The organism is Pseudomonas juntendi, from assembly GCF_009932375.1.
GTDB lineage: Bacteria > Pseudomonadota > Gammaproteobacteria > Pseudomonadales > Pseudomonadaceae > Aquipseudomonas > Aquipseudomonas juntendi.
This window is the reverse complement of the sequence record NZ_BLJG01000069.1, coordinates 16,375-30,113: the sequence shown is the minus strand read 5'-3', so window position 1 is coordinate 30,113 and position 13,739 is coordinate 16,375. Positions and strand designations below refer to the sequence as shown.

Below are 13,739 nucleotides of genomic sequence, written 5' to 3'. Positions count from 1 at the left end.
GCCCGCTCCCACAGGTAGTGCGCTGGCTTTGAGTTCACGCAATACCTGTAGGTCGGTACAGGTTATTACAGAACCACAGTCCGGTTGGCGTTGAGGAACACCCGCCGCTCGATGTGATACCCCACCGCCCGCGCCAGGGTCAGGCATTCGATGTCGCGGCCCTTGGCGATCAGGTCTTCCGGGTAATGGCTGTGGTCCACCACCTCGACGCCCTGGGCAATGATCGGCCCTTCGTCGAGGTCGTTGTTGATGTAGTGCGCCGTGGCACCGACCATCTTCACGCCCTTGTTGTAGGCCTGGTGATAAGGCTTGGCGCCCTTGAACCCCGGCAGCAGCGAGTGGTGGATGTTGATCGCCCAGCCGTCCAGGCGCCGGCACAGCTCAGGCGACAGCACTTGCATGTAGCGCGCAAGAATCACCAGCTCGGCACCGGTTTCCTCGATGACCTGCAACACCTTGCGCTCTTGCCCAGGCTTGTCCTTGGGGTCGAGGGCAAAGTGGTAGTACGGGATCTTGTGCCAATGCGCCAAGGGCTCGAGGTCGGGGTGGTTGGACACCACCGCGACCACGTCCATGCCCAGTTGGCCAATGCGCTGGCGATACAGCAGGTCGTTCAGGCAGTGGTCGGCCTTGGACACCATGATCACCACTTTGGGGCGGTGATTCGGGGCGGTCAGCTCGAACACCATGCCGAACGCTTCGCCGCGCTCGGCAAGGCCGGCGCGAAAGCCGGCTTCATCGAAATCGTCCGGCTGGCGAAACTCCACGCGAATGAAGAAACGCCCCGACTGCCGGTCGTCGAAGGAGTGGTGCTCCGTCACGTAGCAGCGCTGCTCGAAGAGGTAACGCGTCACCACGTCGACGGTGCCGAGCATGCTCGGGCAGTCGGCGGTGAGAATCCAGGTATCCGGTGCCCGACTCATGTTCTGCGCTCCTTAAGCCTCGATGCTCAGGCCGTACTCGGCCGAAGCGTCCTGCAGCCACAGCCACCAGTAGTCGGCGAAGCTGCGGCGAATCACCAGTTCCCAGGTGTCTTCGGCGGTACGGCGGATCACCAGTTGCGACTTGGCGAACACGGTGCCGACGGCCTTGCCCACCGGGAAGTTGTTCGGGTGAACATCATAGCTGGTGGACTTCATCAGCACTTCACGTACATGGGGGCCGCGCAGTTCCAGCAGGCTTTGCCCGCCGCTCACATTGACCACCTGGATGTGCTGGCCTTCGAGGGCTGCACGCAGCTTTTGCTCGACCGCCAGTTCCTGGCCGCCAGGCACGATCAGCAGCCACTCATCGGGGCCGACCCATTGCAGCGACGTGTCACCGTTGGCCACCACGGTCAGGGCAACTGGCAACTCCAGGCCCAGGGCCTTGTGTACACCCGCGGCGAATTCCGGGTCATGGCCATCGCCGCGCAGGGTCAGGTGGCCGAGAAACTTCTTTTCGCGCAGGGTTACGCCTGCGTTCTTGCGGCCTTTGCCAACCAGGCTGGCCAGGTCGGCGTGGTGCAGTGGCGACTGGGCCTTGGCCTCGGCGCCGGGGTTTTGCTGGAAGACGTTGATAGCGCTCATTTCTTACCTGCCTTGAATTCTGGTTCGTCGATGCGACGCAGCGTTTGTGTTGGGGCTACCGGCCCTGTCGCCGGCAAGCCAGCTCCCACAGGGAACTCACCAACCTTCAAAGCTGCATCGATCCTGTGGGAGCTGGCTTGCCGGCGATTGGGCCTGGCCTGCCCCCACAGGGCCCGGAGTCAAACGTTCTGCCGCTCACCCTTCGGATCGAAGAACACCGAAGACACGATTTCCGCCTCGATCACGCTGCCATCCGCCTGCGGCGAGTAGACGCGCTCGCCCATGCGTTTGAGGCCGCCTTTGACCACGCCCATGGCGAACGAGTAGCCCAGCGAGTTGGACGCATAGCTGGAGGTCACGTGGCCAACCATGTCCATCGGGATCGGCTGCTTGGGATCGAATACCAGTTGGGCGCCTTCCGGCAGCCACTTGGTCGGGTCGATCGGCTTCAGGCCCACCAGCTGCTTGCGGTTTTCACGCACGCAGTCTTCGCGGTTCATGCCACGCAGGCCGATCCACGAGAACGGCTTGTTGCGGCCCACGCACCAGCTCATGTTCAGGTCGTCCGGGTTCATCGAGCCGTCGGTGTCCTGACCGACGATGATGAAGCCCTTCTCGGCGCGCAGAACGTGCATGGTCTCGGTGCCATACGGGGTCAGGTTGTACTTCTTGCCCGCCTCGATGATCTGTTCCAGCACGCCCATGGCGTAGTTGGCCTGCACGTTCACTTCGTACGACAGCTCACCGGTGAACGAAATACGGAACACCCGGGCCGGTACACCGCCTACGTTGCCTTCCTTCCAGGTCATGAACGGGAAAGCTTCCTTGTCCATGTCGATGTCGGTCAGCTCGCTGAGCAGCTTGCGGCTGTTGGGGCCGGACAGGGTCATGGTGGCCCAGTGGTCGGTGACCGAAGTGAAGTACACCTTCAGCTCTGGCCATTCGGTCTGGTGGTACAGCTCCATCCACTGCAGCACGCGGGCCGCGCCGCCGGTGGTGGTGGTCATGATGAAGTGGTTGTCGCCGACGCAGGCGGTTACGCCATCGTCGAAGACCATGCCGTCTTCCTTGCACATCAGGCCGTAGCGGGCCTTGCCCACGTCGAGCTTGGTCCAGGCGTTGGTGTAGATGCGGTTTAGGAACTCACGGGCATCCGGGCCCTGGATGTCGATCTTGCCCAGGGTGGAGGCGTCCAGCAGGCCCACGCTGTCACGCACGGCCTTGCATTCGCGGGCCACGGCAGCATGGATATCTTCACCGGCCTTGGGGAAGTACCACGGGCGCTTCCACTGGCCGACGTCTTCGAACTCGGCGCCGTTCTTCACGTGCCAGGCATGCAGGGCGGTGAAGCGTACGGGCTCGAACAGGTGACCACAGTGGCGACCCGCTACCGCGCCGAAGGTGACCGGCGTGTAGTTGGGGCGGAACATGGTGGTACCCATTTCCGGAATGGTAATGCCGATGGAACGGGCGGCAATGGCCAGGCCGTTGATGTTGCCCAGCTTGCCCTGGTCGGTACCAAAGCCCAGCGCGGTGTAGCGTTTGACGTGCTCGACCGACTCGAAACCTTCACGGGTGGCCAGTTCGATACCGGCGGCGGTCACGTCGTTCTGCTGGTCGACGAACTGCTTCGGCCCTTTGGTGCCCTTGTCGTGCGGTACCAGGAACAGCGCCACGGTGGCCTCTTCCTTGCGCGCAACGGTTTTCGGCAGGGTGCCAACAGTGGCCTTGAAACCGGCTTCGGTGGCCGCGCGAACGCCGCCTTCGAAACCATCGGCAATCACATCGCCCAGGGCGTAGACGCCGTTGATGCCACCCACGCATTCGCGTTTTTGCGGCGCATCGCCCGGTACGAAACCGAGGATGTCGTCACGCCATACCGGGCGACCGCCCAAGTGCGATGCCAGGTGAACGATCGGGCTGTAACCGCCCGAAGAGGCGATCAGGTCGCACTCAAGGGTTTCGCCAGGGCTGGTGACCTTGTGCGCCTGCACATCGATCGCCGCCACACGGGCGCCGGTCACGTGCTTGCTGCCCTTGGCCTCGATCACGGCACTGGAGGTAAGGATGCGGATGCCTTTGGCACGCGCTTCTTCAACCAGCGAACCACGCGGGTTGTGGCGGGCATCGGCAATGGCGACCACTTGCAGGCCGGCATCGTGCCAGTCCAGCGCCGCGCGGTAGGCGTGGTCGTTGTTGGTCGACAGCACCAGCTTGCGGCCCGGGGCCACGCCGTAGCGGCGTACGTAGGTGGACACGGCACCGGCCAGCATGTTGCCCGGCACGTCGTTGTTGCCGTACACCAGCGGGCGCTCGTGGGCGCCGGCAGCCAGTACCACGCGCTTGGCGCGCACACGGTGCACGCGGTGGCGTACCTGGCCGATCGGGGCGCGGTCGCCCAGGTGGTCGGTGAGGCGCTCGTGAATGGTCAGGAAATTATGGTCGTGGTAGCCGTTGACCGTGGCACGTGGCAGCAGGGTCACTTCCGGCAGGCCTTCCAGCTCTTTGACCACGGCGCTGACCCATTCGGCGGCAGGCTTGCCGTCCAGGGTTTCGCGGGTATCGAGCAGGCTGCCGCCGAACTCTTCCTGTTCGTCGGCCAGGATCACCCGGGCACCGCTGCGCGCGGCGGCCAGTGCTGCTGCCAGGCCAGCAGGGCCGGCACCGACGATCAGCACGTCGCAGTGCTGGTTCATGTAGTCGTAGCTGTCCGGGTCGTTCTGCAGCGGTGCACGGCCCAGGCCGGCTGCCTTGCGGATGTACTTCTCGTAAGTCATCCAGAACGATTTGGGGTACATGAAGGTTTTGTAGTAGAAGCCCGGCGGCATCATGCTGCCGCCGACCTTGCCCAGGATGCCCATGACGTCGTTGTTGACGTTCGGCCAGCCGTTGGTGCTGGTGGCGACCAGACCTGCATACAGCGCCTGCTGGGTGGCACGCACGTTGGGGATCTGGGTGGCTTCGCTGGAGCCGATCTGCAGGATGGCGTTCGGCTCTTCGGTACCGGCGGCGATGATGCCGCGGGGGCGCGAGTACTTGAAGCTGCGGCCAACGATGTCGACGCCGTTGGCCAGCAACGCGGCGGCCAGGCTGTCACCGGCATAACCCTGGTAGGTCTTGCCGTTGAAGGTGAAGTTCAGGACCTTGCTGCGGTCGATACGGCCGCCGCTGGCGAGGCGATAGGTCTGGCTCATACTTTTTCCCCTTGGCCTTTGACGGCGGACGGTGCGCTGGCGGCTTTACCGTTGGCGGTCACTTGCGGCTTTTCGCCAATCTTGTAGGTTTCCAGAATTTCGTAGGTCACGGTGTCGCGGGTGACGTTGAAGTACTGGCGGCAGCCGGCAACGTGGTCCCACAGTTCGTGGTGAATACCGCGTGGGTTGTCACGGTAGAACATGTAGGTACCCCACTCCTCGTCGGAGCAGGCAGCCGGGTCCAGCGGGCGGGCGATGTGCGCCTGGCCAGAGGCGTGGAACTCTTCTTCGGAACGCAGCTCGCCGCAGTGGGGACAGAAAATATGCAACATGACGGTGTCTCCGGTTAGTGGGCGACGGCGGCGGCGCCGTGTTCGTCGATCAGTGCGCCGTTGTAGAAGCGGTCCATGGAGAACGGCGCAGCCAGTGGGTGCATTTCGCCCTTGGCCAGGCTCGCGGCAAAGACGTTGCCCGAACCCGGGGTCGCCTTGAAGCCGCCAGTACCCCAACCGCAGTTGAAGAACATGTTCTTGACCGGGGTCTTGGTGATGATCGGGCAGGCGTCCGGCGAGGTATCGACGATGCCGCCCCACTGGCGGTTCATGCGAACGCGCGACAGGTTGGGGAACATTTCGACGATGGCTTGCAGGGTATGCTCGATCACCGGGTACGAACCGCGTTGGCCGTAACCGACCCAGCCGTCGATACCGGCACCGATCACCAGGTCGCCCTTGTCGGACTGGCTGATGTAGCCGTGCACGGCGTTGGACATGATCACGCTGTCGATGATTGGCTTGATCGGCTCGGACACCAGGGCTTGCAGCGGGTGCGATTCGAGCGGCAGGCGGAAGCCGGCCAGCTTGGCCATGTGCCCCGAGTTACCGGCGGTGACCACGCCGACGCGCTTGGCGCCGATGAAGCCCTTGTTGGTTTCCACGCCGATGACGGCACCGTTTTCCTTGCGGAAACCGATCACCTCGGTCTGCTGGATCAGGTCCACACCCAGGGCGTCGGCGGCACGGGCAAAGCCCCAGGCCACGGCGTCGTGACGGGCCACGCCGCCGCGGCGCTGCACGGTGGCGCCAAGGATTGGGTAGCGGGTGTTCTTCGAGCAGTCCAGGTAGGGGATTTCGGCCGCGACCTGGGCGGTGTTCAGCAGCTCGCCATCCACGCCGTTCAGGCGGTTGGCCGATACGCGACGCTCGGAGTCACGCATGTCCTGCAGGGTGTGGCACAGGTTGTACACGCCGCGCTGGGAGAACATGACGTTGTAGTTGAGGTCCTGGGACAGGCCCTCCCACAGCTTCATGGCGTGCTCGTACAGGTGGGCCGACTCGTCCCACAGGTAGTTGGAGCGCACGATGGTGGTGTTACGGGCAGTGTTGCCACCGCCCAGGTAGCCTTTTTCGATCACGGCCACGTTGGTGATGCCGTGTTCCTTGGCCAGGTAGTAGGCCGTGGCCAGGCCATGGCCGCCACCGCCAACGATCACCACGTCGTAGACCTTTTTAGGGGTCGGCGTGCGCCACATGCGCTGCCAGTTCTCGTGGTGGCTGAGGGAGTGTTTGAAAAGGCCGAAGCCCGAATAGCGTTGCATTGTCGTTTACTCCACTCAGCGGTAAACAGGGAAATCAGCGCACAGCGCCGCGACGTTCTTCGCCACATCGGCTTCCACGTCTGCGTCACCGAGGTTGTCGAGGATGTCGCAGATCCAGCCGGCCAGGGCCACGCACTGGGTGACCTTGAAGCCGCGGGTGGTGACGGCCGGGGTGCCGATGCGCAGGCCCGAGGTCACGAACGGCGATTGCGGGTCGTTCGGCACGGCGTTCTTGTTGACGGTAATGTGCGCGCGGCCCAGGGCTGCGTCGGCATCCTTGCCGGTGAGGCCCTGACGGATCAGGCTGACCAGGAACAGGTGGTTGTCGGTACCGCCGGACACCACGTCATAGCCACGGTCGATGAACACCTGGGCCATGGCCTGGGCGTTTTCGATCACTTGTTGCTGGTAGGCCTTGAAGCCAGGTTCCAGGGCTTCCTTGAAGCACACGGCCTTGGCGGCGATCACGTGCATCAGCGGGCCGCCCTGGGCGCCCGGGAAGACCGCGGCGTTGAGCTTCTTCTCGATCTCTTCGTTGGCCTTGGCCAGGATCAGGCCACCACGCGGGCCACGCAAGGTCTTGTGGGTGGTGGTGGTGACCACATCGGCGAACGGGATCGGGTTCGGGTACAGGCCAGCGGCGACCAGGCCTGCCACGTGGGCCATGTCGACGAACAGCAGTGCACCCACTTTGTCGGCGATGGCGCGGAAGCGCGGGAAGTCCAGGGTCTTGGAGTAGGCCGAGAAACCGGCAACGATCATTTTCGGCTTGTGCTCGACGGCCAGGCGCTCGACTTCGTCGTAGTCGATCAGGCCAGTATTGGTGTCGATGCCGTATTGCACAGCGTTGTACAGTTTGCCCGAGGACGACACTTTGGCGCCGTGGGTCAGGTGGCCGCCGTGGGCCAGGCTCATGCCGAGGATGGTGTCACCAGCCTGCAGCAGGGCCAGGTAGACAGCGCCGTTGGCCGACGAGCCGGAGTGCGGCTGAACGTTGGCGTAGTCGGCGCCGAACAGTTGCTTGGCGCGCTCGATGGCCAGAGCCTCTACCTTGTCGACGTGCTCGCAGCCGCCGTAGTAGCGCTTGCCTGGGTAGCCTTCGGCGTATTTGTTGGTCAGGCCGCTGCCTTGGGCCTGCATCACGCGCTTGGAGGTGTAGTTTTCCGAGGCGATCAGCTCGATGTGGTCTTCCTGGCGCTGCTCTTCGGCATTCATCGCCGCCAGCAGTGCATCATCGTAACCCTGGATCTGGTCTTGCTTGCTGAACATCGTGTATCTCCCGGCAGCGATCGTTTTTTGTCGTGGGGCACTGCGGCCCTTTGTGGCGATGTTATGACTGGGCGGGGTAGGTCAGATGCCTGCGCACGCCTTGCAATGGCGCGTTTACGACATTCGTTTTTTTGCCGTTGCTGCCGGCCCGTTCGCGGGCATGCCCGCTCCCACAGGTATGGCGGTGTTCTGAGGGCTTGAGGTAACCCTGGCGGAGCGGGCTTGCCCGCGAAGCGGCCAGCACAGGCAACCCAGCAACCGACTGTTGCACAGCTTGTATAGGCAACCGCCGAATCGATGGTTTAGAGTGCTGATCTGCGTCGTTCACAGGACAGTAGTGTCATGACAGACAAGAGCCAACAATTCGCCAGCGACAACTATTCCGGCATCTGCCCCGAAGCCTGGGCGGCGATGGAGAAGGCCAACCACGGCCACGACCGCGCCTATGGCGACGACCAATGGACCGAGCGCGCGGCCGAGTACTTCCGCAAGCTGTTCGAAACCGACTGCGAAGTGTTTTTCGCCTTCAATGGCACTGCCGCCAACTCCCTGGCCCTGGCCTCGTTGTGCCAGAGCTACCACAGCGTGATCTGCTCCGAGACCGCCCACGTCGAAACCGACGAATGCGGCGCACCCGAGTTCTTTTCCAACGGCTCCAAGCTGCTGACCGCAGCCAGCGTGCACGGCAAGCTGACGCCGGCGTCCATCCGCGAAGTGGCGCTCAAGCGCCAGGACATCCATTACCCCAAGCCCCGCGTGGTCACCATCACCCAGGCCACCGAGGTCGGCACGGTCTACCGCCCCGACGAACTCAAGGCCATCAGCGCCACCTGCAAGGAACTGGGCCTTAACCTGCACATGGACGGCGCGCGCTTCACCAATGCCTGCGCGTTCTTGGGCTGCAGCCCGGCGGAGCTGACCTGGAAGGCCGGCGTCGACGTGCTGTGCTTTGGCGGCACCAAGAACGGGATGGCGGTGGGCGAGGCGATCCTGTTCTTCAACCGCCAGCTGGCCGAGGACTTCGGCTACCGCTGCAAGCAGGCGGGGCAGCTGGCGTCGAAAATGCGCTTCCTGTCGGCGCCGTGGGTGGGGCTGCTGGAAGGTGGCGCCTGGCTGCGCCATGGCAGCCACGCCAACCAGTGCGCGCAGCTGCTCGCATCTTTGGTGAGTGATTTGCCGGGGGTCGAGCTGATGTTCCCGGTGGAGGCCAACGGGGTGTTCCTGCAGATGCCGGAACACGCCATTGAAGCACTGCGGGGCAAAGGCTGGCGGTTCTATACCTTTATTGGCAGCGGCGGGGCGCGGTTCATGTGCTCGTGGGATACCGAGCAAGAGCGGGTGCGTGAGCTGGCGGCGGATATCCGCAGCATAATCACCGCCTGACAGCTTGCATTCGCGGGCATGCCCGCTCCCACAGAGTTACCGCCGCCTTCGAGCGCTGTGCATTACCTGTGGGAGCGGGCAAGCCCGCGAAGAAGCCAACCCCAATCTAAAGTTTGAACCCACCCATCTGCCGCGCCAGGTCATCAGCCAAGCTACGCAACGCCTGACATTCCTCCCGGCACCCTTGCACCTCGGCCGCCGTCTCACGCGCCAGATCGGAAATCCCCTGCACCGTGCGATTGATTTCCTCGGTCACTGCCGACTGCTCTTCAGTCGCCGTAGCCACCTGGTGGTTCATGTCGCTGATGTGCTCCACCTGATCAGTAATCGCACCCAGCGACGCCCCTGTACGCTGGCTCGCTTCCACCCCGGTGCCCGTCGCCTGTTGCCCTGCCTGCATCGAAGTCACCGCTGAACCTGCCCCTTGCTTGAGGCGCTGGATCATCTGCTGCACTTCATCGGTGGACAACTGCGTGCGCCGGGCCAGTGTCCGTACTTCATCGGCGACCACGGCAAAACCGCGTCCCATGTCCCCTGCCCGCGCAGCTTCGATGGCGGCATTCAGCGCCAACAGGTTGGTCTGCTCGGAAATACTGCGGATTACCGCCAATACTTCATCGATCGAGGCCACTTCATCAGCCAACTGGCTGACCGCATCGGCGGCCTTGCCAATGTCGCCCGACATGCCCTCGATGCCCCGCACCGACCGCTGCACCACCTCGCGCGCCTGCAATGCCTCATCCCGTGCCGCCTGCGACGCTTGAGCTGCCTGACCGGCGTTGCGCGCAATATCCTGCACGGTCAGGCCCATCTCGTGCACGGCGGTGGCGACCATTGCGGTCATGTCTTGCTGGCGCCCAGAGCGCTCGGCGGTGTTGTCCACTACCTGTGTCACCTGCTCCACAGCCCGGTGCAGGCGCTCGGAAGTATTCAGTACCTCGCCGATCAGGTCGCGCTGGCTACCCTGGAAGCGGTTGAAGCCACGGGCCAGGTCGCCCAGCTCATCCGGGCGTGAGTCATCCAGGCGCTGGCTGAGGTCGCCCGCACCGCTGCCAATCTGCACCAGCGCAGCGGTGACGCGCCGCAGCGGCCGCACCAGGCCGCGTGCCAGCAACACCACCAGCAGCAACGATACCAGGGCCACGGCGCCACCAATCAGGCTGGTCAGCCATACCGCCTGTTGCATGGGGGCGTAGATTTCCGCTTCCGGCACTTCGGCGACCAAGGTCCAGTTCAGGTCACGCAAAGGCAAGCCAAAGGCCAGGTATTGTTCGCCGTCACGCACGAAGCGGCCGCTGCGCAGGCTGGCGCCGCCGCTCATTACCGCCTTGGCGGCCTGGTCGCCAAGCTGCTCGCCGAGCTGGCGCTTGCCACTTAACGCGGCTTCCGGGTGCACCTGGACAAGGCCATCGTTGCGCACCAGAAATACCTTGCCATGCTCGCCGAAACTGAAGTCGTGGATCAGTTTCGACAGCTCGGTCATTTGCAGGCCCATACCGGCCACGCCGACCAATCGGCCGTTCTTTTCCACGCGGTAGTCGATGAACAGCGCCAGCTCGCCCGTAGAGCCGTCGACATCGATGTTGATGAACCGCTCGGCACCGCTGTCGACGTAGCCGTAGAACCAGCTGTCCTTGGGGTTGCTGCGGTCGAGGGTTCGGTCCAGGCCATTTTCGTTGTAGTAATGGCCGGTTTCGGTCGCCACGAACAGGGTGGTGAACGCCCGGTTGCGCTGCTTGGCTGCCGTGAGGTATTCGAGAAACTGCGGGACCTGGGCGGGGTCTTCACCGGCGGCAAGCCAGTCGCGCAGCAGGGTATTGCCGGCAATGTCCGCCGCTGCCACCAGCGGCTGGCCCAGCATGTGTTCGATTTCGTTGCGGATGGCCTCGATGCTGGCCGGCAAGGCGGTGTCCACCAGGTAACGCTCGGTGAGGCGATTGAGCGCCACGGTGAAGATGATGACCACCACCAGGATGCTCGCCAGCAAGGCACCACCCATGCTGGTTATCAATTGCCACTGGATGCTCTTGCGCCAGAAACCCATGCCCTACCCCCCGCAACATTATTGTTTTGCGAGAAGTGTATACACTTGAGTATTCAGTTAATCCAGTCGTTGGGGACAATGCACTGGAACTTGGGGCTGCTTTGCAGCCCATCGCGACACAAGGCCGCTCCTACAGGGGTCGGGTCAACCTGTAGGTGCGGCCTTGTTTGGCGGAGGGGCGCGCAGCGCCCAAAGGACCGATCAGGACTCTGCGATTGTGCGGACGATGGCATCCACGGTCGCGTCGATCTGCGCCTGGGTGCGCGCCAGGGTTTGCTGGTGTTCTTTCTGCAGCTCGACCTGCCTGGAGCAAAGGTTGAGGGCAGCCAGTACCAACAGCTTGTCACCGATCAATGTCGGGTACTGGCGCTTGGTTTCGTTAAGGGCAGTGTTGAGCATCCGTACCGCCTGGGCCAAGGTTTCTTCCTGGCCTTCGGGCGCCTTGATCGAATAGTCGATGCCGAGAATCGACACGACATTGATCGGCTGCTCTTGCAGTCTCATGCGCCGACAACGCCCGCACTGGCGCGCTCAACCAGGGCCTGGATGCGTGCGGCGGTGGCGCCGTTCTTTTCTTCCTGCTCCATCAGCGACAGCTGCAGGGTTTCGTTTTCTTCCTTGGCCTGGGCCAGTTCCTGGCCAAGGGCGGTGTTCTGCTCGGCAAGTTGAGCGTTCTTCTGCATCAGGTCGCTGACCAGTTGCTCGATTTGATTCAGGGAAGCTTCCAGCATGGGTCTATCTCAGGTTGTTGCGAGGGGCGCACACGATAAAGAAAACTGCCGCCCATCGCCATTAAATATCGGATTCACAAGGTTGCTGACCCGCAGATTGACAGAGGAACCACCCCCTTGTTCCGACCTGGGTCAACCGCCGGTCAGGAAATGGTTAGCGCCCTCATAATTATTTCGCAGCCGCACTCAAGACTCGGCGGCCACGACCGATAGCCCGGCAAGTCCCATTTCGTCGCACCTCAAGCACCCCTCCTCTTCCTTGCCTGGAACCCTTCTGCCATGTCTCTACGCAACATGAATATCGCCCCGCGCGCGCTACTTGGCTTCGCGTTGATTGGCCTGTTGATGCTCGGCCTCGGCATCTTTTCGCTGGTCCAAATGGGCAACATCCGCCAGGCAGGCGAGGTCATCGAGCAGGTCAACGTACCGAGCATCAAGATTCTGGATGAGCTGACCGGGCTGAACCTGCGCATGCGCACGCTCTCGTACCGCCTGCTGGTCAACCGCGATGCCCAGACCCAGCGCGATACCCTGAACCTGCTCGACCAGCGCAATGCCCAGATGGACCGCGCCCGCGAGGCCTACGTGCCCATGATCCGCGCCGACGACGAACAGGCAGCCTTCGACCAGTTCGGCCAGTTGCTCAGCCAGTACCGCCAACTTGAGTCGCGTATGCGCACCCTCAGCCAGGAGAACCGCCTCGATGAACTGAGCGACATGCTGAACCGCGACCTGATGGCCAACTCCGAGCAGATGAACAAGGTCATGGATACCCTGCTACGCATGAACACCGAGCAGACTCGCGCCACCAACGAGAAAGCCGCCGAGCAATACGGCACGGCCTTCGCGCTGGTCATTGGCCTGTTGATCGGCGCCAGCGTACTGACCTTCGTCTGTGCCTTCCTGCTGACCCGCAGTATCGTCAAGCCGATCGAAGAGGCGCTCAAGAGCGCCGAGCAAATTGCCGACGGTGACCTGACCCACACCGTACGCGCCGAAGGTACCGACGAGGCTGCCCGCCTGTTGCGCGCCATGGCCCGCATGCAGGACAAGCTGCGCGACACCCTGCAACAGATCGCCGGCTCCGCCACCCAGCTGGCCTCGGCAGCCGAGGAGCTGAACACGGTCACCGATGAAAGCGCCCGTGGCCTGCAACAGCAGAACAACGAAATCCAGCAAGCCGCCACCGCCGTTACCGAAATGACCAGCGCCGTGGAAGAAGTGGCGCGCAACGCGGTGAGCACTTCCGAGGCGTCCAGTGAAGCCAGCCGCTCGACCGGCGACGGCCGAGACCTGGTGCTGGAAACCGTGGCTGCCATCGAGCGCATGAGCGGCGATGTGCAAGGTACTGCCAAGCTGGTCACCCACCTGGCCGAGCAGTCACGAGATATCGGCAAGGTGCTGGACGTGATCCGTGGCCTGGCCGACCAGACCAACCTGCTGGCACTCAACGCGGCCATCGAAGCAGCGCGTGCTGGTGAAGCGGGCCGTGGCTTTGCCGTGGTGGCGGACGAAGTGCGGGCACTGGCGCACCGTACCCAGCAGTCGACCAGTGAGATCGAACGCATGATCGGCAGCATTCAGGGGGGTACGGAACAGGCTGTGGAGTCGATGCGTACCAGCACCGAGCGGGCTGAATCAACGCTGAACATCGCGCGCGGGGCCGGCCTGGCGCTGGACACCATTGCCGGGGCGGTGGCGCAGATCAACGAGCGTAACCTGGTGATCGCCAGCGCCGCCGAAGAACAGGCACAGGTGGCGCGGGAGGTGGACCGCAACCTGGTGAATATCAATGACCTGTCGGTGCAGAGTGCGACCGGGGCGCATCAGACCAGTGCAGCGAGTGCCGAACTGTCGCGCCTCGCCGTGGACCTCAATGGCCTTGTAGCGCGGTTTCGTACTTGAAACAGCTGGGGCGGCTTTGCGGTCCATCGCGACACAAGGCCGCTCCTA

General features: G+C 63.3%; 11 protein-coding genes and 2 pseudogenes. 3 read left to right on the top strand and 10 right to left on the bottom strand.

The genetic code is table 11. The features are described from left to right. Positions 1 to 65: 65 nt before the first annotated feature. The 6 genes from purU to GYA94_RS10440 all read right to left on the bottom strand — a co-directional run bounded on the left by purU (position 66) and on the right by GYA94_RS10440 (position 7,628). On the bottom strand, positions 66 to 923 hold the full coding sequence (purU, locus tag GYA94_RS10465; RefSeq protein ID WP_009683377.1) for a formyltetrahydrofolate deformylase: 858 nt from the start codon (positions 921 to 923) through the stop codon (positions 66 to 68). A 12-nt stretch (positions 924 to 935) separates the two neighbouring features. After that, on the bottom strand, positions 936 to 1,568 hold the full coding sequence (locus GYA94_RS10460; RefSeq protein WP_009683376.1) for a sarcosine oxidase subunit gamma: 633 nt from the start codon (positions 1,566 to 1,568) through the stop codon (positions 936 to 938). A gap of 179 nt (positions 1,569 to 1,747) precedes the next feature. Next, complete coding sequence (locus tag GYA94_RS10455) at positions 1,748 to 4,762, bottom strand: sarcosine oxidase subunit alpha (RefSeq protein ID WP_047150218.1); 3,015 nt, start codon at positions 4,760 to 4,762, stop codon at positions 1,748 to 1,750. Continuing rightward, complete coding sequence (locus GYA94_RS10450; RefSeq protein WP_009683373.1) at positions 4,759 to 5,094, bottom strand: sarcosine oxidase subunit delta; 336 nt, start codon at positions 5,092 to 5,094, stop codon at positions 4,759 to 4,761. Before GYA94_RS10450 ends, GYA94_RS10455 begins: the two co-directional genes overlap by 4 nt. 14 nt (positions 5,095 to 5,108) lie before the next feature. Next, the gene (locus GYA94_RS10445) at positions 5,109 to 6,359 is read right to left on the bottom strand and encodes a sarcosine oxidase subunit beta family protein (RefSeq protein WP_003255680.1); all 1,251 of its coding nucleotides are present in this window, start codon (positions 6,357 to 6,359) and stop codon (positions 5,109 to 5,111) included. A 15-nt stretch (positions 6,360 to 6,374) separates the two neighbouring features. After that, a complete protein-coding gene (locus GYA94_RS10440; protein WP_009683372.1) occupies positions 6,375 to 7,628 on the bottom strand; it encodes a serine hydroxymethyltransferase in 1,254 nt (417 codons plus the stop codon). Between the two features lie 342 nt (positions 7,629 to 7,970). Here GYA94_RS10440 and GYA94_RS10435 point away from each other — a divergent pair, with 342 nt between their 5' ends. Beyond that, positions 7,971 to 9,011, top strand: coding sequence for a threonine aldolase family protein (locus GYA94_RS10435; protein ID WP_054906170.1), 1,041 nt, complete (start codon positions 7,971 to 7,973; stop codon positions 9,009 to 9,011). Positions 9,012 to 9,117: 106 nt separating this feature from the next. Here GYA94_RS10435 and GYA94_RS28675 read toward each other — a convergent pair whose 3' ends face one another. The 4 genes and pseudogenes from GYA94_RS28675 to GYA94_RS10420 all read right to left on the bottom strand — a co-directional run bounded on the left by GYA94_RS28675 (position 9,118) and on the right by GYA94_RS10420 (position 11,786). Further along, positions 9,118 to 9,846 (bottom strand): methyl-accepting chemotaxis protein, encoded by a 729-nt coding sequence (locus GYA94_RS28675; RefSeq protein WP_371105830.1) that lies wholly within the window; start codon positions 9,844 to 9,846, stop codon positions 9,118 to 9,120. Positions 9,847 to 9,981: 135 nt separating this feature from the next. Further along, positions 9,982 to 11,010, bottom strand: a pseudogene (locus GYA94_RS28670) (HAMP domain-containing protein); the annotation flags it as partial. A 246-nt stretch (positions 11,011 to 11,256) separates the two neighbouring features. Then, a complete protein-coding gene (locus GYA94_RS10425) occupies positions 11,257 to 11,559 on the bottom strand; it encodes a cell division protein ZapA (RefSeq protein ID WP_029886391.1) in 303 nt (100 codons plus the stop codon). After that, positions 11,556 to 11,786, bottom strand: a complete 231-nt coding sequence (locus GYA94_RS10420) for a hypothetical protein (RefSeq protein ID WP_009683367.1) — start codon at positions 11,784 to 11,786, stop codon at positions 11,556 to 11,558. Before GYA94_RS10420 ends, GYA94_RS10425 begins: the two co-directional genes overlap by 4 nt. Positions 11,787 to 12,065: 279 nt before the next feature. Here GYA94_RS10420 and GYA94_RS28665 point away from each other — a divergent pair. Together GYA94_RS28665 and GYA94_RS28660 are read left to right on the top strand one after the other, a co-directional pair. After that, a pseudogene (locus GYA94_RS28665) lies at positions 12,066 to 12,836 on the top strand (MCP four helix bundle domain-containing protein); the annotation flags it as partial. Beyond that, positions 12,819 to 13,691 carry a methyl-accepting chemotaxis protein gene (locus GYA94_RS28660; protein ID WP_392484449.1) on the top strand — a complete coding sequence of 291 codons (873 nt, stop codon included), beginning with the start codon at positions 12,819 to 12,821 and terminating at the stop codon, positions 13,689 to 13,691. The pseudogene GYA94_RS28665 and the gene GYA94_RS28660, both read left to right, overlap by 18 nt. Positions 13,692 to 13,739: the final 48 nt, after the last annotated feature.

Coding starts and splice junctions, on each gene's coding strand:
- GYA94_RS10455 (WP_047150218.1), bottom strand. CDS start 4,762: ATGAGCCAGACCTATCGCCTCGCCAGCGGCGGCCGTATCGACCGCAGC.
- GYA94_RS10435 (WP_054906170.1), top strand. CDS start 7,971: ATGACAGACAAGAGCCAACAATTCGCCAGCGACAACTATTCCGGCATC.
- GYA94_RS10445 (WP_003255680.1), bottom strand. CDS start 6,359: ATGCAACGCTATTCGGGCTTCGGCCTTTTCAAACACTCCCTCAGCCAC.
- purU (WP_009683377.1), bottom strand. CDS start 923: ATGAGTCGGGCACCGGATACCTGGATTCTCACCGCCGACTGCCCGAGC.
- GYA94_RS10425 (WP_029886391.1), bottom strand. CDS start 11,559: ATGAGACTGCAAGAGCAGCCGATCAATGTCGTGTCGATTCTCGGCATC.
- GYA94_RS28660 (WP_392484449.1), top strand. CDS start 12,819: ATGGCCCGCATGCAGGACAAGCTGCGCGACACCCTGCAACAGATCGCC.
- GYA94_RS10460 (WP_009683376.1), bottom strand. CDS start 1,568: ATGAGCGCTATCAACGTCTTCCAGCAAAACCCCGGCGCCGAGGCCAAG.
- GYA94_RS10440 (WP_009683372.1), bottom strand. CDS start 7,628: ATGTTCAGCAAGCAAGACCAGATCCAGGGTTACGATGATGCACTGCTG.
- GYA94_RS10420 (WP_009683367.1), bottom strand. CDS start 11,786: ATGCTGGAAGCTTCCCTGAATCAAATCGAGCAACTGGTCAGCGACCTG.
- GYA94_RS28675 (WP_371105830.1), bottom strand. CDS start 9,846: ATGGTCGCCACCGCCGTGCACGAGATGGGCCTGACCGTGCAGGATATT.
- GYA94_RS10450 (WP_009683373.1), bottom strand. CDS start 5,094: ATGTTGCATATTTTCTGTCCCCACTGCGGCGAGCTGCGTTCCGAAGAA.